The following is a 22,121-nucleotide window of genomic DNA, read 5'->3' as shown; positions in this document are numbered from 1 at the left end:
GGAAAAGATGACAGATAAGAAAGAAAAATTAGCAGAAGAATTAGAAAATAATCGTAATGAATATCTTAATTTTCTTAAAAAACTCATAAAAACAGATACAAGAGTTGTCGGCCACGGTATTGATGGTGGATATGAAAAAAATGGTCAAAAAATAGCTGCCGAAAAAATGGAGGAAATTGGCGGCAAAGCAGAGTTTTATAAGGTAAAAGATGAAATAATTAGAGATGCTATAGAAAAGTATGGAGAGGGTAACCCGGGCCATAATTATGAAGATAGGCCCAATTTATTGGGAAGATTTTCTGGAAGTGGTGGTGGAAGATCTTTAATATTAAATGGTCATATAGATACAATGCCTTATGGAGAAAAAGAACGCTGGAAGTATGACCCTTTTTCAGCTAAAGAAATTGATGGAGAAATATATGGTCTCGGCAGCTGTGATATGAAGGGCGGTCTTGCTGCTAGTCTGCTGTCACTTGATTTGATAAAAAAGGCAGGTATAGAACTTAAAGGGGATGTTCTTTTTGAAAGTGTTATAGACGAAGAAGGAGGCGGAAATGGTACTCTTGCATTTGTGCAGGAAGGAATAAAGGCAGATGGTGCAGTTGTCTGTGAACCAACAAGCAATCTTCTTCAGATTGGACATATGGGTTTTATTTTTTATCATGTAAAAGTTTTTGGTAAAGCACTGCACTCTTCCAGAAAGTGGGAAGGTGTCAATGCAATAGAAAAGGCTATTAAACTTATTGAAGCATTAAATGAACTCGAACATAACTGGCTGATGAAATATAAACATCCTCTAATGCCGCCTCCAACCCTTAATATTGGTGTCATTAAAGGTGGAAGTGCTGGTTCCACAGTTCCTTCTGAATGTGAATTTAAACTGTGTCTGCATTATTATCCAGGCCTTGATAAAGAAGAAATTGCCGAAGATGTTTTAACTACTCTGGATAATGCTGTAAAGGGTGATCCATGGCTGAGAGAAAATCCACTTGAAATTGAAGTGTATCAGGAAGGTGGACCATTTGAAATAGATTCTGAACATGATCTTGTTAAAACATTTCGATCTAATATATCGGGAAGTAAAGAATTAACAGCTTCTCCAGCTGGAAATGATGCTAGACTGCTTGCAAATCTGGCAGATACGCCAACTATTGTCTTTGGGCCGGGAAATCCAGAAAAAGCACACAGTATAGACGAAACAATTTCGATTAATGAATATATAGAAAGTATTTTAATATATGCAGGATTTATAATAGATTGGTGTGGTACAGTATAGGGGGTGAGTAAAATTAACAATATAATAGTAATTGGAAGTCTTAATATGGATCTGGTTGCATCAACTCCCCGCATCCCTGAAATCGGTGAAACAATTCTGGGAACTAAGCTTGATGAAATTCCCGGTGGAAAAGGTGCCAATCAGGCAGTTAGTGCCCGTCAGGCAGGTGGAAAAACCTGGATGTTTGGAAAGATTGGCAGAGATAGTTATGGAAAATATCTAAAAGAAAATTTGACAAAATTTGATATAGATCTGGAATTTTTAATTGAAGATGAAGATGAAGATACAGGAACAGCAGTTATAAGTGTTGATGAGAAAGGTAACAATTCTATAATTGTTATACCAGGTGCAAACAGCAAATTGTCTGCTGGAGATATAGAAAAAAAACAGGATAATCTAAATAAATTTGATATGATGCTCCTGCAGCTTGAAATTCCAGAAGAAACTGTTTTAAAAGCAGTTGATACTGCGGCAGAAAATAACATAATGGTTGTACTTGATCCAGCCCCTGTATTTAAACTTCCGGAATCAATTTACAAAAAAGTGGATATAATAACGCCAAATACAACTGAAGCAGAACAGCTGACCGGAATAAAAGTTGAAGATGAAGAAAGTATGAATAAAGCAGCAGATTACTTTCTGAAGAGAGGGGTTAAAATTGTTATTTTAACTCTGGGCAGTAAAGGCCTTTTTGTAAAGACCAAAAAAGAAAGCTTTACTGTACCAGGCTTAAAGGTCAATGCCGTAGATACTACAGCAGCAGGAGATTGTTTTACAGGTACATTTGCAGCTGTCTACGATGGCTCAAATTTAAAAGAAGCAGTGGAATGGGCAAATACAGGTGCGGCTATTTCCACGACAAAAATGGGAGCCCAGACTTCCATTCCAGATAAAGAAGAGATAAAGAAATTTTTAGAGAACATAAAGGAGGATAAATAAGCATGAAGAAAATTTTATTGGCCGGTGAAAGCTGGGAAACATTTTCAATTCATATAAAGGGTTTTGACACATTTTTTACAAGTAAATACGAAGAAGGAGCTAAGTGGTTGATAGAAGCTCTGGAAGAAGCAGATTATGAAGTTGATTTTATACCAAACCAGCATGCAGCTTCTAAATTCCCAACAGAAATTGAAGAAATTAGCCAGTATGATACCGTAATTTTAAGTGATATTGGTTCCAATACACTGCTTTTACATCCTGATACCTTCGAAAAATCAATTTCAACTCCAAATAGATTAAAGCTTATCAGAGAATATGTAAAAGAAGGTGGAAGTTTTCTTATGATCGGTGGATATATGTCCTTCCAGGGAATAGATGCTAAATCAAAATATAAAAATTCACCTATTGAAGAAATTCTTCCTGTAGTTATGATGGCTACTGATGACAGAGTAGAAGTTCCAGAGGGAATGTATCCAGAAGCAGTTAAAGAACATGCTGTTTTAGAGGGCATTGAATATAAATGGCCTATGCTTTTAGGGTATAATAAATTTGCTGCCGATGAAAAAGGAGAAGTACTTGTTGAATATGATGGAGATCCTTTGGTAGTTGTAGGAAAATATGGAAAAGGTCGTACTGCTGCCTTTGCATCTGACTGTGCACCTCACTGGGGTTCACCTGAATTTGTAGAATGGGACAACTACGGCAAATTCTGGGCTCAGCTTATTGGATGGTTAAGAAAAGATATATAAAGATATGATATCTAGAATGAAAATAATATTGTTAAAATGCTTCCATGTTCACAGTTTGCTTTCCCCGGCAAACTGAACTTAAAAAGCCTGGATGATTTATATCCAGGCTTTATAAGTTATATTTTATTCATACAAATTTTTAAAAGATTTTACAATATTTCTAATTAAAACCTGATTTGTTACAGTACCAACTCCACCAGGGACAGGTGTTATCATTTCTGCTTTTTTGCTGGCAGATTCATAATCAACATCGCCCAGCAGTTTTCCATCTACAAAATTTGTTCCGACATCAATAACAACTGTATTCTCGCCCAGCATATCACCGGTAATCATTTCTGGCCTTCCAACAGCTGCAACAACTATATCTGCATGTTTTAATTCCCAGTTTAAATCTCTGGTACGTGAGTGGCACATTGTGACTGTTGCATGCCTCTGCTGAAGAAGAATAGAAACAGGTTTTCCGACAATATTACTTCTCCCTACAACAACAGCTCTTTCACCTTTGAGTGGAATATCATAAAAATCAATAATTTCCATACATGCCTCAGCAGTACATGGAATTAAAGTATCCAGTCCAACAAACAATTTCCCAAGTGAAGCAGAAGTAATACCTTCAATATCTTTCTTGGGATTGATCATTTCAATTGTATCTTTAAGTGAATCAGGTAATGGCTGCTGAACCATTATTGATGTAATTTCATCACTTTCATTTGCATCTTTTAAAGAATTCACAAAAGCCTGTTTATCATCAGTAAATACTTTGTACTCGAATTTTATTCCTGCTTTTTTGCAGTTTTTTTCTATTCTTCCAACATAAGCTTTGCTGGCTGCGTCATCACCATATTGAAGAACACGCAGGTGAGGTACAGCATTTTTTTCTTCTTTAAGTCTTTTTACCTCCGCAATACACCAATTTTCAATTTTCTCTGCTACTGGTTTTCCTTGCAAAATTTTCATTTGAATATTCACCTCTATTAAATTAATTTGCTAAGTTAACGATTTCTTTTTTAAGTTCATCACTTTTTTTGCTCAGCATTGTGTATTCTTTCTTAACTTTGTTTACAAATTTTTTATCATCAACACTGCCGAGATTTATCTTAACATTTGCTATTGCACTGTTAACTGCAGCATCTCCTATGTAAGCTGCTACTTCAAAATCGCTTTTAAGCATTCTATTACCGATTTTGCTAATGGAAAGTGTAAGGTTCATCAGTTCAACAGCTTTTCTGGCCATATCCATAGAAAATTCTACTGCATCTCTACATATTTCTTTTACTTTTTCCTGACTGCCGGATTTGTAACCTTTCAAAATATCTGCCAGTATTTTACTGTCCTTATCTATCATTTCCAGCATTTCTTTCTGTAGTGCAGAAGACTTTTTCAGTATTTCTTTTGCCTCATCCTCTACATCCGCATACTTTTCTTTACCAATTGTTAGGTTGGAAATAAAGCTTACTACAGCAGCATTCAGTGCTCCAGAAAGAGCAGCTGCACTTCCACCTCCAGGGATAGAATTGTTTGAACTTAAATCATCAAGAAATTCATTAATACTTTTTTTTGAATACATAGTATTCTCCTTTCTTAAAAGTTTTAATACTAAAATTTTGCATTTTCCCTACTTAATATCCATTATAACAGAATAAGCAAATATATTAAAAGATTCTGACGATATTTTTAAAAATAATTTAAAAGATTAAATAAAAATTAAAATTTGTCGACTGTATACCACATGCAAAAAATGCTGATTTCTTACGACAAATAAAGGGAATAAAGCAACTTTGTTGAATTTTATACATAACAATAAACATTTAGTTTATTTTTAAACGTATAAGAAATTATAATTGGATGATTTATTGTAGATAAAATTTATGGATTCATAATTTTTGACATCAACAAAATTTTTAATCTTACTGTAATAAAGAAGTCATAAGTAATTTTGTTCTTTTAATATAAGCTGACTATTTTAAGGCGGTTAATAAAAAATGAAACCAAAATTTCTGCACAACATACAGAATAAAATATATTTTATTCCCAGCATTTATGCTGTGTCGGCTGCATTCTTGTCACTATTTGTTATTATTATTGATCGCTATTTTAACACTGTTATTATAAATTATTTGCCTGGATATTTTTTTACTTCTTATGACCTGGCTAAAACGATTTTATCTACACTTGCCGGTTCGCTATTTGCTATGATTACAGTATCTTTTTCTACAATTATGGTTGTTTTGACCATGTATTCTTCACAGTTTTCTCCCAGAACTATGCAGGATTTTCTGAAAAACAGAGTTACATTAAAAGTACTGGGAGTTTTTATCGGTGGTTTTATTTATTCTATTTTAACTCTTTTATTTTTAAATGATAATCTACAGGGAGAACAGGAGGCAGCAATTTTTTCTCCTTTAATTGCGGTTATAGTTGCCATTATTTGTCTTGGCTACTTTGTTTATTTTATACATCATGCTGCTAATTCGGTTCAGGTGAATTTATTAGTAGAAAATCTAAAACAGGAAATAATAGATATTGTTAATAAATTTGAAGAAAGAAATAATAGTAATGATAAAATAAGGAATGTTCCTCCTCCCAATCTTAAGGAGATTACAGAAAAAGAATCTATGACCTTTAAGGCGGACAGAAGTGGTTATATACAATATATTTATGATATTCAGCTTACCAATCTGGCCGATGAACTTGACCTAATAATTAGAGCCGAAAAAATGATTGGAGATTATGTTACAGAAAATACAATTGTATTTTCTGTCTGGCAGCTGAATCCATCAGAAGAAATGAAAGAAACAAAGGAAGTTATTGAGAAAAAAATACTTGATCATCTGGTGATAGATAACGAAAGAAGCAACAAAAATGATATTGAATTTGGGCTTCTCAAATTAACAGAAGTTGCACTGCGGGCTATTTCTCCAGGTATTAATGATCCAAATACGGCAGTCTTTTGTATTAATCAGTTGGGCTGGGTATTATCCAGAATAGCGGTTGCTAATATAGAGAACACTTATTATTATAATGATAAGGACGAATTGTGTTTTATATTAGAAGATATATCTTTCTGGGATCTTCTTTACAAAACTTTTTATCAGCTGCGTCATTATGGGAATCAGGATGTTTCTGTTGCAGGATCTATATTGGATGCTCTTTTAATAATAGCTGAAGGCAGTTCTGAAAAAGTAAAAAAACAGGTCTGGAATTTCAGCCATTATATTTTAGGTGGTTTTGATATAAAAGTACTGGAAAATGAAGATAAAAAGTTTTTGAATCACAAAATATATAAACTGGCTAAAGAAACTAAAAATAGTGATAAAACTGATAATTATTTTCAGGTATAAAATAACAGTTTTGTTGATACTATGGAAGAAATTACTATTATGCAAAAATATTAAAGAATTATTTGATGAATTAAATAAATCAAAAGGTGGTTTAACTGAACAAGGAACTCAAAAACTTTAAAAATACGGAGAAAATAGAAAAATTTTTAAAAAAGAAAGGGGGCGGTTTAATTTGTTTAATTTTGAACTTGACAGGAATGCTGAGCAGAGCCTTTACAGACAGATTTATGAAAAAATAAAAGAGGAAATTCTTGAAAATAGGTTTACACCTGATACCAAAATGCCCTCCATAAGAAAACTTGCATCAGAACTTGAGGTGAATCCTGAAACTGTAGTAAAAGCTTATAATATACTGGAAGCAGAAAATTATATCTATAAAAAAGAAGGAAGCGGAAGCTTTATTTCTCCTGCCAGCTCTGAAATAAAAGAAAACAAAGATATAGACAGAAGATTAAGGGTTCTATCTTCTAAAGAAGATGGGGAAAAATCACTTATAAACTTCAGCGGAATCTTCTCAAATGAAGAAATAATTAAATCTTATGACATAAATACTATTTTTGAAGAAGTTTGGTTTTTAAAATCAGGTGGGATCTTTTCTGCATTAAATTCAGAAGAAAATGAATTGCAGAAGCTGATAGAACAGTTTCCAGTAAAAACAGGCTGTCAGAAAAATCAATATTCTGGGACAGATCAGTTAGATTTAATATTTTTTGATCTTTTTAGTGAAAGTGATTTTATTTTAGTTGAAGAACCAGGAGAAATAGATCTTATTAAAAGACTGTCGAAACAAAATAAATCGCCCAGTATTGAGGGGATTGAGGACATAAATTTTGATAAGTTGATGAGTTATCTGGAAAACAATAAGATTGATTATTTATTTTTAAACAGTGTTCCTTCTTTTGAAAATGTGTGCAGCTGGAGTGCAGACAAAAAGAAGTCACTTTTAGACCTGGCCCACATGCTGAAATTTAAAATAATAGTTGTAGACAGTTATTATTTTTGGGATGAGGATAAGCCAAAAGATGAGAGCTTTTATAAAATAGACAAAAAAAATACTGTTATTCAGATTGTTAGAATGACAAGAACTTTATTTCCCGGGCTGGATATCGGACTGATTGTTTTTCCGGACGGACAGACACAGATAGAAAATAAAGAATTTAATTTAAATTCTGCTGGAGACCATTTAATAAGCCATCTGCTGTCATATTATATTAGTACTTCTTACCTTCAAAAAAGAATAAAAATATTAAAACATACATTAAAAAATAGATCTATCATAAGTAAAAATGAGCTGCTTGCACATATGCCTGAAGAAATAAAACTTGAGACATCTGATTCCGGGTTTTATATAAAGATAATTCTGCCGAAAAAAATTAATATTGAAAACTTTTTAAAAAGAGCCAAAAGGAATGATATTTTGCTTGCTGATCAAAATAACTTTTATTATAACAGGAAAGAAAATAATAATATAATCTTTTCTTATGCAGCTGTAGATGAATTTACAATTAGACAGGGGATTATCAGATTTGCAGAAATTTATAGAAAATTCATTAAGGAAAACAGTATTTAGACTTATCGGCATCTATTTGATGTTAATTTGCAGTTTTAAAAAGTCCTTTTATATACCTGTCTAGTTCTTTTAAAAAAGTTAATTTTTTGGTACAATGTGATTACAGTACTTATGTAAGGAACAGACTTCAATTAGGGGGTTGTATTAATGGATGAAATTAATCTTCAGACACTAAAAAAATTGATAAGTTGTGAGGATGAGCCTTGTATATCAATTTACATGTCAACACAGTCTGTTAAAAAAGGTGAATTTACAAAGCTGAAAATTGAATTTAAAAACTTAATTCAGGAAGTAACAGAAAAATTGAAAAAAAGATGGAGGTTTAACGAAAGAGAAATTAAAAAAATGCTGTCTCGGATAGAGACTTTGGTAGAAGAAGTAGATTTCTGGCAGAATCAGAAAAGTGGATTGGCAGTATTTTTAAATAAAGATATTTTTGAGTATTTTAAACTGCCGGTTGATTTTTCAGATAAAACACATGTAAGCAGATATTTTAATATAAAACAGCTGATTTCTGTTCTCTGGGATAATCCTAAATATTATCTTTTAGCTTTAAGTCCAAATTACAGCAAATTATATAAATGTGATAGAAGTGAAATAAATGAGCTGGAAATAAATGGCCTGCCCAAGAATATAAAAGAATTTCTCAATCTTGATGAAGAGGCTGCTGAATCACCCCTTTCCATGAGCAAAGCAGGAACTTCTTCAATCTATCACGGAGGTGGAGGAGGGGAAGAAGATAATGAAGACCTTCTTCATTATTTGCGTAAGATTAATGAAGTAGTTAATAACCGACTAAAAAATACGAAAGAAAAACTAATTATTGCGGCAGATGACAGTTTGTTTTCTCACTATCAGAATATAAATACTTACCCCCATATGTTAAATAAAAATGTTAATGGTAATCCAGAAAAAATCCCTTCTGATAACTTATACGAAAAAAGCTTACAGTTAATAGAACCACATCTTCATGATTATACAGATGAAGTTCTGGCAAAATACGGTGAACTTAAAAACACTGATAAAAGTTCAGAAGATCTGGAAGATATAATTGAGGCTGCTTATTTTAGTAAGGTAGATACGCTGCTGCTGGATAAAACAGCTAAAAAAGAAGGTTTTTTTGATAAGGATAATAATAAAGTCAAAAAAGACAATTCAATTAGAGACTATGATCTTTATAATTTTGCTGCTCTCAATGTTATTAAAAATGGAGGAAAGGTTTATTCTTTAAATTCAGAAGAAATGCCAGATGGAACATATATAGCGGCAATATACAGATATTAATATTTAGAGTATAAGTTTGAAGATGGAAATAGTCTGGTATTAATACCAGACTATTTCCTCCTGTGATTTTTCTAAAAATATTTAATCAGCTTGATACTACAGAATTTAAATTTTTTGCTTTTTTGAAGGGAGCTTTTCATGAATTTATTATCATATTTACCTTCTGGAATAATAATTTTAAATATAATATTTATAATACTACTTATATTTTTTGAAAGAAAAGACCCAACAGCCACCTGGGCCTGGCTTTTAATTTTAACTTTGATTCCAGTGCTGGGTTTTATACTTTATTTATTTATTGGATTAACGCCAAAAAAGAGAAATCATTTTTTGAGAAAACAGAGAGAAAACGATTTAAAAGAACTTAACTTTGGCGGCGAAACAGGAATTATGGATGTGGATAATTTAGATTTTGATGATCTCGAAAAAAGTGTTATTAGAATTGGTCTCAGATGTGAAAAGCCATCTGTAGTAGGATATAATAAACTTGATATTTATACAAATGGTAGAGATAAGTTTGCCGATTTATTTAAAGATATTGATAATGCAGAAAAATTTATACATGCCAGCTATTATATAATTCAAGATGATAACCTTGGAGACGAATTTATTCATCGTTTGGCACAAAAAGCAGCTGAAGGTGTAGAAGTAAGACTATTATATGATAAGATGGGGTGCAGAAATTTATCCAGATATTCTATTCACAAACTTGAAGATGCAGGTGGAGAAGCTGTTCCATTTGCACCTTTTGTTTTAGATATTAATTACCGCAACCACAGGAAAAACGTCGTTATAGATGGTCAGATAGGATATCTAGGGGGAATAAATGTGGGTAATGAATATTTAGGTCTTTCTAGTCGCTTCGGTCACTGGAGAGATACCCATTTGCGTATTAGGGGAGAAAGTGTTGACAGCATGCAGTACCGCTTTCTTTTAGACTGGAATTTTGCTTCTGGGAAAGATATAAAGAGGGGAGAATATTATTTTCCAAAAAAAGAATTTGAAGGTCATTCACCTGTTCAAATTGTCAGCAGTGGACCGGACTCTAAAGAAACCGAGATTAAATTCTTTTTTCTGAAGATGATTTATGAAGCTGAAAAAACTATTTTTATACAGACACCTTATTTTATACCTGACCAGTCTATACTGGAGGCACTTCAGCTTGCATCAAGATCCGGTGTTGATGTAAGAATTATGATACCAGGCCACTCTGATCATCCTTTTGTATATGGAGCCAATAATTCATTTGTAGGTCAGCTTTTGGAAGCAGGTGCCCGCTGTTATAGTTACAGCAGAGGTTTTCTTCACAGCAAGACTATAAGTGTAGACAGCAGAATTCTATCAGTTGGGACTACAAATATGGATGTGAGGAGTTTTAAACTTAACTTTGAGATAAATGCTTTTATCTATGACAGCGAAATTGCCAGGGGTTATGATGAGATATTTTTAAAAGATATAGAACATTCTAGAGAAATAACTACTGAAAAATACAAAAATAGAGGCTGGACAATGAAGGTTCGAGAATCTATATCCAGACTCTTATCTCCTATATTATAAAATGATGTATAAGAGAATAATTGGCAAAAGAAAGCCTATCTGCTGAACAGATAGGTTTTTTGTTTTAAAAATTAGAATAATTTTTCTGCAATCTGATATACATAAAAAGAATTTCTACTTACCTTAATTTGTAGGTTACTGAGTTAAGATATATAATAATTATGTAGAAAAATTTAACTCAAAAATAAAATAATAGGATTTTATTAGCAAAAAATAAATCTTCAGAAAAGTTAAGCTGAATAAAAACGAATGCCCTGGTATTATATATTGTTGGTAGATAATGACATAACATATAAAAGAGAGACAAATAAAAATTGGATTTAATTCAATTATTGGAGTTGATTTTATGATTAATATAGAGCTACAAAATGATTTTAAAACTTTATTTTTCTTAATCCATGGTTATACAGGAAGTCCAACAGACTTTAATGGTTTACCAAAATATTTATGTAATACTCTTGCTGTAAATGTTAAAGTAATGCTTCTCAAGGGACATGGTAGAACAGTACAGGCCCTTGATAGTACAGGTTTAAAAGATTTTATTAATCAAATTGAAGCTGAACTAAAAAGCGATTTAAAAAAATATGATGAAATTATTCTCGGGGGGGTTTCTTTTGGAGCTCAAATGGCACTGCATTTTGCCAGTAAATTTCCTGTAGATGGAGTGTTTAATGTCTGCTTACCATATAAATTAAAATTTCCCTTTAATATTCCTGGCTTATCACTGCTTGGTTTTTTTAAGAAGTACTGGACAAAACCATTACCAGATGAAGAGGAGAAAATCCGCCAAAACACATTTTATTATAATCAAATGCATGCAAATGGATTAAAAATTATTAAAAAGGCAAATAATTTATTAGAAAAAGAACTCTCTAAAATAACATGTCCAGTTTTTACAATTTATTCAAAAAATGATCCAATAGGAAATTATAAAGCAATTGGGTATATCAGCCGTAAAATTGAAGCTCCTCATTATATAGAAATTATAGATAATAAAAATCATAATCTATTTTTTTCGAAAAAAAGTTCCGAAATTTACAAAAATATTGCAGATTTTTATCAAAATATTAATAAAGAAAAAAATAAGAATGAGGATACAACAGCTGCTATTATTCCAGCTTATAATGAAGCTCAGAATATAGATCGGGTTTTGGATGTCTTAACTCAGGCTGAGCTTTTAAACGAAATTATTGTTATTGATGACGGCTCAACAGATAATACTGCAGAAGTGGTGAGCAGATTTGAAAGAGTTAAATTGATAAAAAATGATACCAACAGGGGGAAGGCTCAGTCAATGCAGCAGGGAGTTGAGAATACTGAGGCAGATATATTATTCTTCTGTGATGCTGATCTAAAAGATTTAACAGTTGAAATTGTTGCTCAGATTATTCAACCTGTTGCTAAAAGAAAATATGATATGTATATTGGGGTAAGAAATAACTTTATGCAGAAAGCAGTAACTTTATTTGCCCTAAACTCTGGTGAGCGTGCGGTAAGGCGTGAACTCTGGAATAAACTACCGGAAAATTTTAAATATCGTTATCGAATAGAAGCAGGCCTTAATTTTATTGCGAAAAGACGAGGTAATGGCTATGGATGGGAGAAATTTGAATACTATCAAACTCTTAAAGAAAAAAAGTACGGATTTCTAAAAGGTACTCTACTGCGCTGGTGGATGAATCTTGATGTTGCTTATGCCTATCTGCTGACTATTTTACAAAGGTTAAAGAGGTAATATTTATGATAAAATCTCTTTTAACTCTAAAAATAATTTTGGGGAAACTCTATTTAATATTTATACTTGCTTTTTTAAAAGTATGGGGCAGGGGATGTTGTTTTGGGAAGACTTATTGGTTGAGTCGGGCTAATTATTCCCTAAAACTAAAAAAATCTCCCAAAAGGAGACTTTAAAAAGTGCTATGATCTCTATTATATAAAGATGGTGCCGAAGGTGGGACTCGAACCCACACGCCCGTGAAGGCAACGGATTTTGAATCCGTCGCGTCTGCCAATTCCACCACTTCGGCATTTATTAACATAAATCATATTATCATAAATTTATTTTAAAAGCAAGATTGATTTTTCAAGAAGTTTCCTGTTTTCATTAGAAATCTTGAAATAATTTGATATAAAACTAATATGTGGGTATTATGAGTAATATTTTTCCAGCCTCATTAACCATAATTATTTTTAGAAGCTTATTAAAAACAGCAAGTACAGAAAAAAGGAAGATAATTTGAACTTTTTATATTTTCATAATATAATATATTTTATAAAACACAATATAATGGAGGTGGATAAATAAAAAATTAATTTAATGTGTTAAAACAACTGATTTTAGATTACACTTGATTTAATTAAAGATTCGAATAAACTCGGTTTAATTATATTTGCTAATATGGAGGATTTACCTCTGCTGACTGAGTTCTATATCTCATTTGAAAGAGAAGAAATTAAGAAAGATGCTCAGAGTATCAGTTTGGATTATATTGAAGTTAAAATGTATCCAAAAAATTATAGAGGTAAATTAACTGCAGTTAATAACCGAAAATATTTAGAAAATTATTTATTTAAAATAATTGCTGGAAAAGATATTAAAAATCATATATTAAGTAGGGAGGAGCTAAAAAATGAGCAAGAAAAATTTAGACTGGGAAAATCTTGGTTTTAAATATCATCAGACAGATAAGAGGTACATAGCAAATTATAAAAATGGTAAGTGGGATAAGGGTAAATTAATTTCTGACCCTAATGTAGTAATCAATGAGAGTGCAGCAGTCTTACAGTACTGTCAGCAGGTATTTGAAGGGTTAAAGGCCTATACGACAAAAGATGGAAGTGTAGTAACATTTAGACCGGATTTAAATGCGGAGCGGATGCTGGATTCGGCAGAGGGATTACAGATGCCGCCCTTTCCTAAAGAAAGATTTTTGGAAGCAGTTGATCAGGTAGTTGAAGCAAATCTAGACTGGGTGCCGCCATATGGCACAGGAGCTTCTCTTTATCTGCGGCCATTTATTTTTGGATCTAAAGAGGTAATTGCTATTAAACCAGCAGAAGAGTTTCAGTTCAGACTTTATGCAACTCCAGTTGGACCCTACTTTAAAGGAGGAGTAAACCCTATTACCATTAGAGTTAGCAAATATGATCGGGCAGCTCCTCGCGGTACTGGCCATCTTAAGGCTGGGTTAAATTATGCAATGAGTTTAAAGACTACTGTAGAAGCTCGTGAAGAGGGATATGATGAAAATCTATTTTTAGATGCTGCCACCAGAACTTATGTTGAAGAAAGTGGTGGAGCCAATATTATTTTCATTACAAAAGATAATGAGCTGGTGTCACCAAAATCAAGCTCAATTTTGCCTTCAATAACTAAAAGATCTATTCTTTATCTGGCTGAAAATTATCTTGATTTAAAAGTTACCGAAAGACCAGTAAAGTTGGAAGAAGTCAAGAATTTTGCAGAGGCAGGTCTCTGTGGTACAGCAGCCGTAATTTCTCCTATTGGTAAGATAGTTAATGGAGATCAGGAAATTATTTTTCCTAGTGGAATGGATGATATGGGCCCAATAATCAAAAAATTATATGAAACCTTAACTCAGATGCAGCTGGGGGTTATTGATGCTCCTGAAGGTTGGATCAGAAAAATAAAATAATAAATTGAAAATTTTCAGAGTTAGAGTAATGAAAATAATTAGAAAACTGGATTTAATTTTATCAATAACTATAGGATATTTAGCTCTATTTTTAGATAAAAAATGAAAGACAAAACTAAGAATCATATTTCAAAAATGGGGGAAGTCTTTTTAGTTAAAATAGGAGTTTCCCCAAAATTTATTTTCAAGCTGCAAAAAGGGGGCTTTAGTCATCAACGAAATTTTTAGATTTATCTAAAACTCAATTCGGGTGTGAAATAGGGCACACTAATCAATGAGTCCTCCTGACTCATGATTAGCTCACTCCATCCTGCAGTTCAACCCTATTTCTTCCTTCATTTCGTTAAGATTCATTGACTAAAAATTTCAATATTCCTGCATCTCCCCTTTTTGCAGCAGTATATAAAAAATGGGGAAAGTCCAGTAGTTAAAAAGTTTGACTTATTTAACGAATTATGATATATTATATTTGCTGGATAGAAAAAAATAGTTTCGTTTATCCAGGTTTAAAATTTAGGAGGAAGATAAATAATATGGTTTACACAGGAAAAGTAAAATGGTTTGATGAGAAAAAGGGTTATGGATTTATTGAAAGAGAAGATGGCGACGATGTATTCGTGCATTTTTCTGCTCTTCAACAAGAAGGTTTTAAAACATTGGAAGAAGATCAGGAAGTAGAGTTCGAAATTGTTGAAGGAGATCGTGGACCACAGGCAGAGAATGTTGTAGTTATATAATTTTCAGTAAATTTTAATATTAGGAAATCAGCCCCTGGCTTTACTGTCGGGGGTTTAATTTTGTTTAACTTGAGAAAAATATAAATAATGATATAATTATATAAAGTAATACAGTATTTTGCTTATAAAATTCTATGAGGTGGAGGTTATCTATCTAATGAATGCAAAAATCATTGTAGACAGCTGCTGTGACTTAACAGAAGAAATTAAAAAAAGATTTGATATCAGTATAGTACCTTTATCCATAAATGTTAACAACAGAACAATAGTTGATGACGAAAAAATGGATAGAGATTATTTATTAAATCAGATGAAAAATAGTGCTGAGGTCCCTAAAACTGCAAGTCCTTCTCCCGAACTTTTTCTGGAAGAATATAAAAATCATGATAATATTTTTGTAGTAACTATTTCCAGTAAATTAAGCAGTTCTTACCAGAATGCCGAACTGGCAAAGAAGTTATTTTTAAATGAAACTGAAGACAAATTTATTCATGTATTTAACTCATTAAGTGCATCTGCTGGTGAAACTATGATAGCAGTTAAAATTGGTGAGCTTATAGAAAAAAATCTGTCTTCAGGAGATATTGTGGCAAAAGTAGAAGAATATATTTCAGAAATGGAGACATTATTTGTTTTAGATTCACTGGATAATTTAATTAAAGCAGGACGTATGAATAAAGTTAAAGGCAAAATAGCATCTTTTTTTAGCATAAAACCAATACTGGGTGGAAATGAAGGGGCTATAGAATTATTTGATAAAGTAAGAGGTTCCAAAAGAGCTTTTAGAAGGCTGGTAGAAATGATCGGGGAAAGAGGTAAAAAACTGGAAGATAAAATATTGGGAATTGCTCACTGTAATGCTGAAGAAAGAGCAGAATACTTGAAAGAAGAAGCAGAAAAGCTGTATAATTTTAGAGATATTGTAATAGTTAAAACAGCAGGAATTAGTACTGTTTATGCAAATGAAGGTGGAGTCGTAATAGCTTTTTGATATTAAGCCGGTGTAGCTCAACTGGTAGAGCAGTGGTATCGTAAACCACAGGCTGCAGGTTCAATTCCTGTCACCGGCTCCATTGATATGAAAGGGATTATATCACTTATAAAAAGACCATATTTAATTATTGACAGCGATTTTACTTCAGTGTCAGAAATTGCTTTTATTTTTGTCCCAGTCTATTAGATTTAAAAACTGATAAAAGGGATTTTTTTGCTTATATAGAATTAATAATATAGGGGTAATTAATAGAGTAATACGGTAAGATATCAAGAGTAAAAAAGATAACCAGATTTAGTCCCTGAAAAACTGAGAGATGGGCAGCCTCGCCATTAGTGTTCACCAGTAAGTTTTGAGTAAAGAGGCAGCTGCCTGCAAGTATATTATACGAGGAGGGGTTAAAATGAAAAAAATCCTGGTAGCTGTTGATGGTTCAGAAAGTTCTAAAAAAGCTGCTCAAAAAGGTGCCCTCATTGCTGAATCTCTGGGAGCTGAAGTGACTTTGATAAATGTAATTTCAGAGGCTGTCACAACTCCGCTAAGTGGTGTTTCGTCCTCGATGCCTATTGAAACGCTGCAGGACCTAATGGAACAAAAAGAGCAGGAACTTAAATACAATGCTGAAAAAATTTTAAGAGAAGATGCACAGTATTTTAAAGAACGCGGAGTAGATGTAGAGAAATTAATTCGTTATGGAAATCCGGCAGATGTGATCTGTAATTATGCGGAAGAAAAAGATTTTGATATGATTGTTATGGCAGATAAAGGTCATGGTGGAGTCAAGCGTTTTCTGCTGGGAAGTATAAGTGATAAAGTTGTGCGTCACGCGCAAATATCTGTACTTGTTGTTAAATAAATACAGATAAGAATATAGATATAAATATAATATTTTGTTTGTTTTAAACCTATCAGGATGTTTTCTGGTAGGTTTTTTAATAGTAAAGATTTTTGATAATAATTTAATAATTAAAATAAGGGAGGAATATTTGTGAAAAAGAAAATTGGTGGAGTAATTGTGGAAATTACGGAAGGAAATATTACAAAACAGCCTGACGTGGAAGCAGTAGTTAATGCTGCCAATGCTCAGCTCAGAACAGGTGGAGGTGTGGCTGGAGCTATCCACAGAGCGTCCGGGCCAGAATTGGCTGAGGCGTGCCGTGATTTTGCTCCCATAAAAACAGGAGAAGCTGTTATTACAGACGCATTTGATCTTAATAATGATTATGTTATTCACTGTTTGGGACCTGTGTATGGAGTTGACAGGCCAGAAGATCAATATTTAGCAAAAACATATAAAAATGCTTTAAAAATTGCAGAAGAAAATAATATTAAGTCAATTGCATTTCCTTCAATATCAACCGGTGCATTTGGATATCCAATTAAACAGGCAGCAGTTACAGCTCTGCGGACAGTAAAAAGCAGTTTAAAAGACTTACAGAGTATAGAAAAAATCAGATTTGTTCTTTTCAGCAGATCAGATTACAAAATTTATAAAGATACAATGAATTCAATATTGAATTTAGAAGAATAATAGGAGTTTCCCCAAAATTTATTTTCAAGCTGCAAAAAGGGGGCTTTAGTCATCAACGAAATTTTTAGATTTAGCTAAAACTCAATTCGGGTGTGAAATAGGGCACACTAATCAATGAGTCCTCCTGACTCATGATTAGCTCACTCCATCCTGCAGTTCAACCCTATTTCTTCCTTCATTTCGTTAAGATTCATTGACTAAAAATTTCAATATTCCTGCATCTCCCCTTTTTGCAGCAGTATATAAAAAATGGGGAAAGTCCAGTAGAAGAATAAATATTGAAATTCAAAAACCGTTTGCTGTATTATTACTTATGCAGGCAGATTTCTATTTATTAATATAAATATTTTTGTTCATTTTTTTGTACAATAGACTACAGAATTAAAAGCAGGTATTAAAGAAAAAGTCAAGAAGATGATAATAAATAAATAGGGAGGAGAAGATTGGTTTGAAGAAAATATTTTATTTAATAGTTTTAATTTCATTCATTTGTTCTTTAAATATTTCTGCTGAAAAATTACCTGCCCTTGTAATAATGTATGATGATGGGTTTAAAGAAGACATGGAACTGGCATATCCTGTGCATAGGGAAAATAATATTCCTGCTGTTGCTGCAGTAAATACTTCAGAAATTGGAGAAAAGGGACGCTTAACCGAAGAAGATATAATTAAACTTTCAGAAAGCGGATGGGAAATTGCCGGACATGGACATTATCATACTGCACTGATATTTCATTCAATAAAAGAAAAAGTAAATTCTGGAGAAAAAGAAATAGCTGTCAGAAATTCTTTTTTAATGGATAGAAGATATGATTACATAATTTTTAATGTATATAGTTCAAAAGGTGAAAAAATCTCAATCAGTAAAATAGAAAGAAAAAATAATAAAAATTATATTATATTAGATTTACCGCTTAAACTTAATTATCCTAAGGAAGGAAGCTATGTCAGGATATCTGATAATTCAATGAAAGATGAGATATTAAAGCCAAAAAATATTTTAAAAGATATGGGACTTGAAGTTTCTACATTTGTTTATCCCTATAATGGGCATTTTAAACTGGCCCAAGATTATGTCAGTCAATATTATGCAGCCGCTAGAGCTGGGCATAGAAAAGGACAAATATTTCCAGAAGCTTTTTTAAATAAAAGTCCTTTTTCTAAATATAATTTAAAAGGAACAGGATTTGAAAAAAACTTGATAACAGATAAAGATTTAAATTATCTTCTTGAAAAAACGGCAGAAGAAAAGGCACTTTTAATATTATATGGACATCCTAAAAATGAGTTTTTTAGTGTAAAAAGGCTCAAACATATAATAGATTATTCCAATAAACTCGATATCAATATTACAACTTTAAATAAAATTTTTAATTGATATCATTTTCAGCGAAAAATCACCTATAGAAATGAATAGATAAAATTTATTCAAAAATTTAAAAATATTTTGTTATAATAATTTTAGGAGGTAAAAATATGTTTTCAATTTGTGCCTGGTGTGAAGAAAAATCATGTGAAAAAGAAAATGAAAAATATCCAGAATGGTGTATGATTCCAGGAATAGTATACTGCCAAAACAGCTATTACAGTGATTTAGACTAGAAGATAATATATTTTGGGTGGTGAAAAAATTGTTTATAGAAACACTTAAAGACCGCTGTCATGAATGTTATGCATGTGTACGCAACTGTCCTGTTAAGGCCATAAAGGTAAGCGGCGGCCAGGCAGAAGTAGTGGAAGAAAGGTGTATTTTCTGCGGGAAATGTGTGGAAGTATGTTCACAGGGAGCAAAAAGAATAATAAGTAATGAAAAACAGGTAGAAAAATGGCTGGAAAATAGTGAAGATGTTTCTATAGGACTTGCACCCAGTTTTCCGGCTTATAAAAAGGAATGGATTTACGGTGATTGGGGAAATTATTTATACAGTTTTGGATTCAAAGAAATTTACGAAGTGTCTTTTGGAGCAGAACTTATCAAAAAAGAATATAAAAATATTTTACAGAAGACAGAAAAGACTATTATTAGTTCTACCTGTCCGGTAATTGTATCATTGGTAGAAAAATATTATCCAGAACTGATAGATAATTTGGGGAAAATAGTTTCTCCTATGCAGGCATTAAAAAAATATTTTAAACACATTAAAAATAATGATTCAAAACTGGTGTTAGTTGGACCATGTCATGCCAAAAAAATTGAATTCCAAAATGACAGCTCAACAGCTGTACTTACTTTTAGTGAACTGTTTTCTTTAGGAGAAAAACTAAAAATAGAACATGATAATATGGCAGATGATCATAAAAATGATAATACACAAAGCCATAAAGCTGATGAAAACAATACAGTTATAAGTTATGAAGCAAGAAATCTTCCTATTGCCGGAAATCTTCTTAAAGCAGTAGACAGCAGCTCAAAAAAATCTATAAATGTGGAAGGAGAAAATCATACTGTAGGGCTTTTAGATCTTCTTTTAAATCAAAAAATTTCTTATAAATTTGTAGATATTCTTTTTTGTGAGGGATGTATTGATGGTGTAGATTTAAAAAAAGGCAACTACTACAGCAAAAAATCAGCTGTAGAAAATTATACAGAAAAATTCAAATATTTTTCTCAATATAATTTGGAAATTGCTGCTGACCTTGATTTAAGCAAAAAATTTACAGAACAGGAAATAAAAGTTAGTATTCCAGGCGAAAAAGAGATATGGAAAGTTTTAAATAAGACTGACAAGTATACAGAGGATGATCTTCTGGACTGTGGTGCCTGTGGTTACAAATCCTGCTGGGATAAAGCAGTGGCAGTTTGTCAGGGGTTGGCTGAGGTAAATATGTGTCTTCCCTATCTTTTAAGTGAAAAAAGATCAGAAGTAAAAAAAGAACAGGAAATTAATAAAGAACTGGATCTGATAATAAACTCTTCTTATGATGGTATTATGGTTGTAAGCAGGAAAGGAAAAGTAGAACAGGTAAATGAAGCATATCTTAAAATGCTAAATATGGAAAAACAGCATCTTTTAGAAAAATCTGTATCTTATCTGGAAAAGAAAAGGATTTTATATCCATCAGTATCTCTGCTCAGTTTAAATGAAGAAAAAGAGATGACAATAGTTCAAAATACATATACAGGGAAAAGATTACTGGTGACAGCAAATCCAGTAATTAACAGCGGTGTTCTGGAGAAAATAATTATAAATGCAAGGGATTTAAAAGAATTAAATCAGGTGATAGAAAAAACAGATTATAAAGATGAAGATATACCAGGACACATTATCAGCAGATCTGAAGAAATGAAAAATATACTAAAACTGGCACAAAAAATTGCTAAAACTGATTCCACCATTCTTATTACCGGAGAATCTGGAGTTGGAAAAGAAGTTGTGGCCAAATATATTCATGAACAGAGCGAGGAAAGGGTAAAATTTGTTAAAATAAACTGTGCTGCTATACCAGAAACCCTGCTGGAATCAGAACTTTTTGGTTATGAAAAGGGTGCATTTAGTGGTGCCAGAAAAGAAGGTAAACGCGGACTTATAGAAGAAGCTGATCAGGGAACACTTTTTCTGGACGAAATAGGTGAACTGCCTTTAAACATGCAGGCAAAGCTGCTGCAGGTACTTCAGGAACACAGAGTGAGCAGAATTGGAGGAGTAGAGTCTAAAAAGGTCAATTTTAGGCTGATAGCTGCCACAAATAGAGATCTGCATAAAATGGTGAGAAATGGGGAATTTAGAGAAGATCTTTTTTACAGATTAAATGTTGTTCCAATTATGATTCCACCACTAAAAAGCAGAAAAGAAGATATAATTCCGCTAATAAAGCATTTCACCTCAATCTTAAATGAAAAGTATAGTAAAAATATTAACTTCAGCCGCGAATGTTTAGATTATATGCTGAGATATGACTGGCCCGGTAATGTACGGGAGCTGAATAATATCCTGGAGAGGCTTATTCTAACTGCAGAAGAAAGCTTAATTGATAGAGAAAACATTAGAAAATTGATAAACATAAAAGAACAAAAAAATAAAATAGAAGTAAAAGAGATTTTGCCTTTAACAGAGGCAGTGGAAGAAGTGGAGAAAAAAATTCTCATGTTGGCTAAAGAAAATGATAGGTCAACATATGAGATGGCAGAACTGCTGGGAGTTAATCAGTCAACTATTGTAAGAAAACTTAATAAATATTTTGGCTAAAACTGTTTATAATGCATTTCCGCATTAGAGCAATGCAGCAGTGCATTATTTTAAAAATCTTAATTGTGCAGTATATCACTAAAGATAAAAACTAATTTCTAACAATAAACAGATATTTTTTAATGCAGTACTGCATTGGAGAGGGATATTTATACCCTCTCTTTTTTTATTTATTTATTTTAATTTTTTAAATTATCCCTTTTATGGCCGCGATAGTAGGATTTTATAAAGAAAAATAATAAAGTGGAACAATTAATGCATAATTATATACGTAGAAATATTGTGAAATATTTCTCTATA

19 protein-coding genes and 2 tRNA genes are annotated in these 22,121 nt (G+C 32.2%); 18 read left to right on the top strand and 3 right to left on the bottom strand.

Going from position 1 to position 22,121, the window contains the following annotated elements; all coding sequences use genetic code 11:
* The first annotated feature begins 7 nt into the window (after nt 1–7).
* The 3 genes from DER71_RS01635 to DER71_RS01625 are packed head-to-tail and all read left to right on the top strand — an operon-like array spanning nt 8 to nt 2,964.
* Complete coding sequence (locus tag DER71_RS01635) at nt 8–1,276, top strand: ArgE/DapE family deacylase (RefSeq protein ID WP_114458644.1); 1,269 nt, start codon at nt 8–10, stop codon at nt 1,274–1,276.
* A 3-nt stretch (nt 1,277–1,279) separates the two neighbouring features.
* Nucleotides 1,280–2,215: a ribokinase gene (rbsK, locus tag DER71_RS01630; protein ID WP_147267765.1), complete on the top strand. Its 936-nt coding sequence runs from the start codon at nt 1,280–1,282 to the stop codon at nt 2,213–2,215.
* Between the two features lie 2 nt (nt 2,216–2,217).
* Nucleotides 2,218–2,964, top strand: a complete 747-nt coding sequence (locus DER71_RS01625; RefSeq protein WP_114458646.1) for a glutamine amidotransferase — start codon at nt 2,218–2,220, stop codon at nt 2,962–2,964.
* 123 nt (nt 2,965–3,087) lie between these two features.
* On the opposite strand, the gene DER71_RS01620 is transcribed toward DER71_RS01625, so the two are convergent.
* Nucleotides 3,088–3,921, bottom strand: a complete 834-nt coding sequence (locus DER71_RS01620; protein WP_114458647.1) for a bifunctional 5,10-methylenetetrahydrofolate dehydrogenase/5,10-methenyltetrahydrofolate cyclohydrolase — start codon at nt 3,919–3,921, stop codon at nt 3,088–3,090.
* Nucleotides 3,922–3,943: 22 nt separating this feature from the next.
* Nucleotides 3,944–4,531, bottom strand: coding sequence for a cyclodeaminase/cyclohydrolase family protein (locus DER71_RS01615; protein WP_114458648.1), 588 nt, complete (start codon nt 4,529–4,531; stop codon nt 3,944–3,946).
* A gap of 415 nt (nt 4,532–4,946) precedes the next feature.
* Here DER71_RS01615 and DER71_RS01610 point away from each other — a divergent pair, with 415 nt between their 5' ends.
* The 5 genes from DER71_RS01610 (at nt 4,947) to DER71_RS01590 (ending at nt 12,451) form a co-directional block, all read left to right on the top strand.
* A complete protein-coding gene (locus DER71_RS01610; protein ID WP_114458649.1) occupies nt 4,947–6,305 on the top strand; it encodes a DUF2254 domain-containing protein in 1,359 nt (452 codons plus the stop codon).
* Between the two features lie 172 nt (nt 6,306–6,477).
* A complete protein-coding gene (locus DER71_RS01605; RefSeq protein ID WP_158531779.1) occupies nt 6,478–7,875 on the top strand; it encodes a GntR family transcriptional regulator in 1,398 nt (465 codons plus the stop codon).
* Nucleotides 7,876–8,022: 147 nt separating this feature from the next.
* Complete coding sequence (locus DER71_RS01600) at nt 8,023–9,159, top strand: hypothetical protein (RefSeq protein ID WP_114474218.1); 1,137 nt, start codon at nt 8,023–8,025, stop codon at nt 9,157–9,159.
* A 138-nt stretch (nt 9,160–9,297) separates the two neighbouring features.
* On the top strand, nt 9,298–10,716 hold the full coding sequence (gene cls, locus DER71_RS01595; protein ID WP_114458652.1) for a cardiolipin synthase: 1,419 nt from the start codon (nt 9,298–9,300) through the stop codon (nt 10,714–10,716).
* A gap of 346 nt (nt 10,717–11,062) precedes the next feature.
* Complete coding sequence (locus DER71_RS01590; protein WP_114458653.1) at nt 11,063–12,451, top strand: glycosyltransferase; 1,389 nt, start codon at nt 11,063–11,065, stop codon at nt 12,449–12,451.
* Nucleotides 12,452–12,656: 205 nt separating this feature from the next.
* On the opposite strand, the gene DER71_RS01585 is transcribed toward DER71_RS01590, so the two are convergent.
* A tRNA-Leu gene (locus DER71_RS01585) sits at nt 12,657–12,743 on the bottom strand.
* A 452-nt stretch (nt 12,744–13,195) separates the two neighbouring features.
* Here DER71_RS01585 and DER71_RS01580 point away from each other — a divergent pair.
* The 10 genes from DER71_RS01580 (at nt 13,196) to DER71_RS01540 (ending at nt 21,821) form a co-directional block, all read left to right on the top strand.
* The gene (locus DER71_RS01580; protein ID WP_147267750.1) at nt 13,196–13,387 is read left to right on the top strand and encodes a hypothetical protein; all 192 of its coding nucleotides are present in this window, start codon (nt 13,196–13,198) and stop codon (nt 13,385–13,387) included.
* Nucleotides 13,347–14,372, top strand: a complete 1,026-nt coding sequence (locus tag DER71_RS01575) for a branched-chain amino acid aminotransferase (RefSeq protein ID WP_114457781.1) — start codon at nt 13,347–13,349, stop codon at nt 14,370–14,372. The genes DER71_RS01580 and DER71_RS01575 overlap by 41 nt, the downstream gene beginning before the upstream one ends.
* A gap of 533 nt (nt 14,373–14,905) precedes the next feature.
* A complete protein-coding gene (locus DER71_RS01570; RefSeq protein WP_114457780.1) occupies nt 14,906–15,109 on the top strand; it encodes a cold-shock protein in 204 nt (67 codons plus the stop codon).
* A 157-nt stretch (nt 15,110–15,266) separates the two neighbouring features.
* The gene (locus DER71_RS01565; RefSeq protein WP_114457779.1) at nt 15,267–16,100 is read left to right on the top strand and encodes a DegV family protein; all 834 of its coding nucleotides are present in this window, start codon (nt 15,267–15,269) and stop codon (nt 16,098–16,100) included.
* 6 nt (nt 16,101–16,106) lie between these two features.
* A tRNA-Thr gene (locus DER71_RS01560) sits at nt 16,107–16,182 on the top strand.
* A gap of 324 nt (nt 16,183–16,506) precedes the next feature.
* Nucleotides 16,507–16,959, top strand: a complete 453-nt coding sequence (locus DER71_RS01555; protein WP_114457778.1) for a universal stress protein — start codon at nt 16,507–16,509, stop codon at nt 16,957–16,959.
* 132 nt (nt 16,960–17,091) lie between these two features.
* Nucleotides 17,092–17,634 (top strand): macro domain-containing protein, encoded by a 543-nt coding sequence (locus tag DER71_RS01550; RefSeq protein WP_114457777.1) that lies wholly within the window; start codon nt 17,092–17,094, stop codon nt 17,632–17,634.
* A 448-nt stretch (nt 17,635–18,082) separates the two neighbouring features.
* Nucleotides 18,083–19,012, top strand: a complete 930-nt coding sequence (locus DER71_RS01545; protein WP_114457776.1) for a polysaccharide deacetylase family protein — start codon at nt 18,083–18,085, stop codon at nt 19,010–19,012.
* A gap of 98 nt (nt 19,013–19,110) precedes the next feature.
* Complete coding sequence (locus DER71_RS12320) at nt 19,111–19,236, top strand: hypothetical protein (protein ID WP_255416527.1); 126 nt, start codon at nt 19,111–19,113, stop codon at nt 19,234–19,236.
* 29 nt (nt 19,237–19,265) lie between these two features.
* Entirely contained in the window at nt 19,266–21,821 is a 2,556-nt protein-coding gene (locus DER71_RS01540; RefSeq protein ID WP_147269403.1) for a sigma 54-interacting transcriptional regulator, read from the top strand.
* Nucleotides 21,822–22,121 lie beyond the last annotated feature (300 nt).

This window comes from Halanaerobium sp. DL-01 (assembly GCF_003338615.1).
Taxonomy (GTDB): Bacteria; Bacillota; Halanaerobiia; order Halanaerobiales; family Halanaerobiaceae; genus QPJE01.
The sequence above is the reverse complement of the archived record's forward strand: the minus strand, read 5'-3'. Positions and strand labels throughout refer to the sequence as shown.

Coding starts and splice junctions, on each gene's coding strand:
- DER71_RS01635 (WP_114458644.1), top strand. CDS start 8: ATGACAGATAAGAAAGAAAAATTAGCAGAAGAATTAGAAAATAATCGT.
- DER71_RS01625 (WP_114458646.1), top strand. CDS start 2,218: ATGAAGAAAATTTTATTGGCCGGTGAAAGCTGGGAAACATTTTCAATT.
- DER71_RS01620 (WP_114458647.1), bottom strand. CDS start 3,921: ATGAAAATTTTGCAAGGAAAACCAGTAGCAGAGAAAATTGAAAATTGG.
- DER71_RS01615 (WP_114458648.1), bottom strand. CDS start 4,531: ATGTATTCAAAAAAAAGTATTAATGAATTTCTTGATGATTTAAGTTCA.
- DER71_RS01610 (WP_114458649.1), top strand. CDS start 4,947: ATGAAACCAAAATTTCTGCACAACATACAGAATAAAATATATTTTATT.
- DER71_RS01600 (WP_114474218.1), top strand. CDS start 8,023: ATGGATGAAATTAATCTTCAGACACTAAAAAAATTGATAAGTTGTGAG.
- cls (WP_114458652.1), top strand. CDS start 9,298: ATGAATTTATTATCATATTTACCTTCTGGAATAATAATTTTAAATATA.
- DER71_RS01590 (WP_114458653.1), top strand. CDS start 11,063: ATGATTAATATAGAGCTACAAAATGATTTTAAAACTTTATTTTTCTTA.
- DER71_RS01575 (WP_114457781.1), top strand. CDS start 13,347: ATGAGCAAGAAAAATTTAGACTGGGAAAATCTTGGTTTTAAATATCAT.
- DER71_RS01570 (WP_114457780.1), top strand. CDS start 14,906: ATGGTTTACACAGGAAAAGTAAAATGGTTTGATGAGAAAAAGGGTTAT.
- DER71_RS01565 (WP_114457779.1), top strand. CDS start 15,267: ATGAATGCAAAAATCATTGTAGACAGCTGCTGTGACTTAACAGAAGAA.
- DER71_RS01555 (WP_114457778.1), top strand. CDS start 16,507: ATGAAAAAAATCCTGGTAGCTGTTGATGGTTCAGAAAGTTCTAAAAAA.
- DER71_RS12320 (WP_255416527.1), top strand. CDS start 19,111: ATGTTTTCAATTTGTGCCTGGTGTGAAGAAAAATCATGTGAAAAAGAA.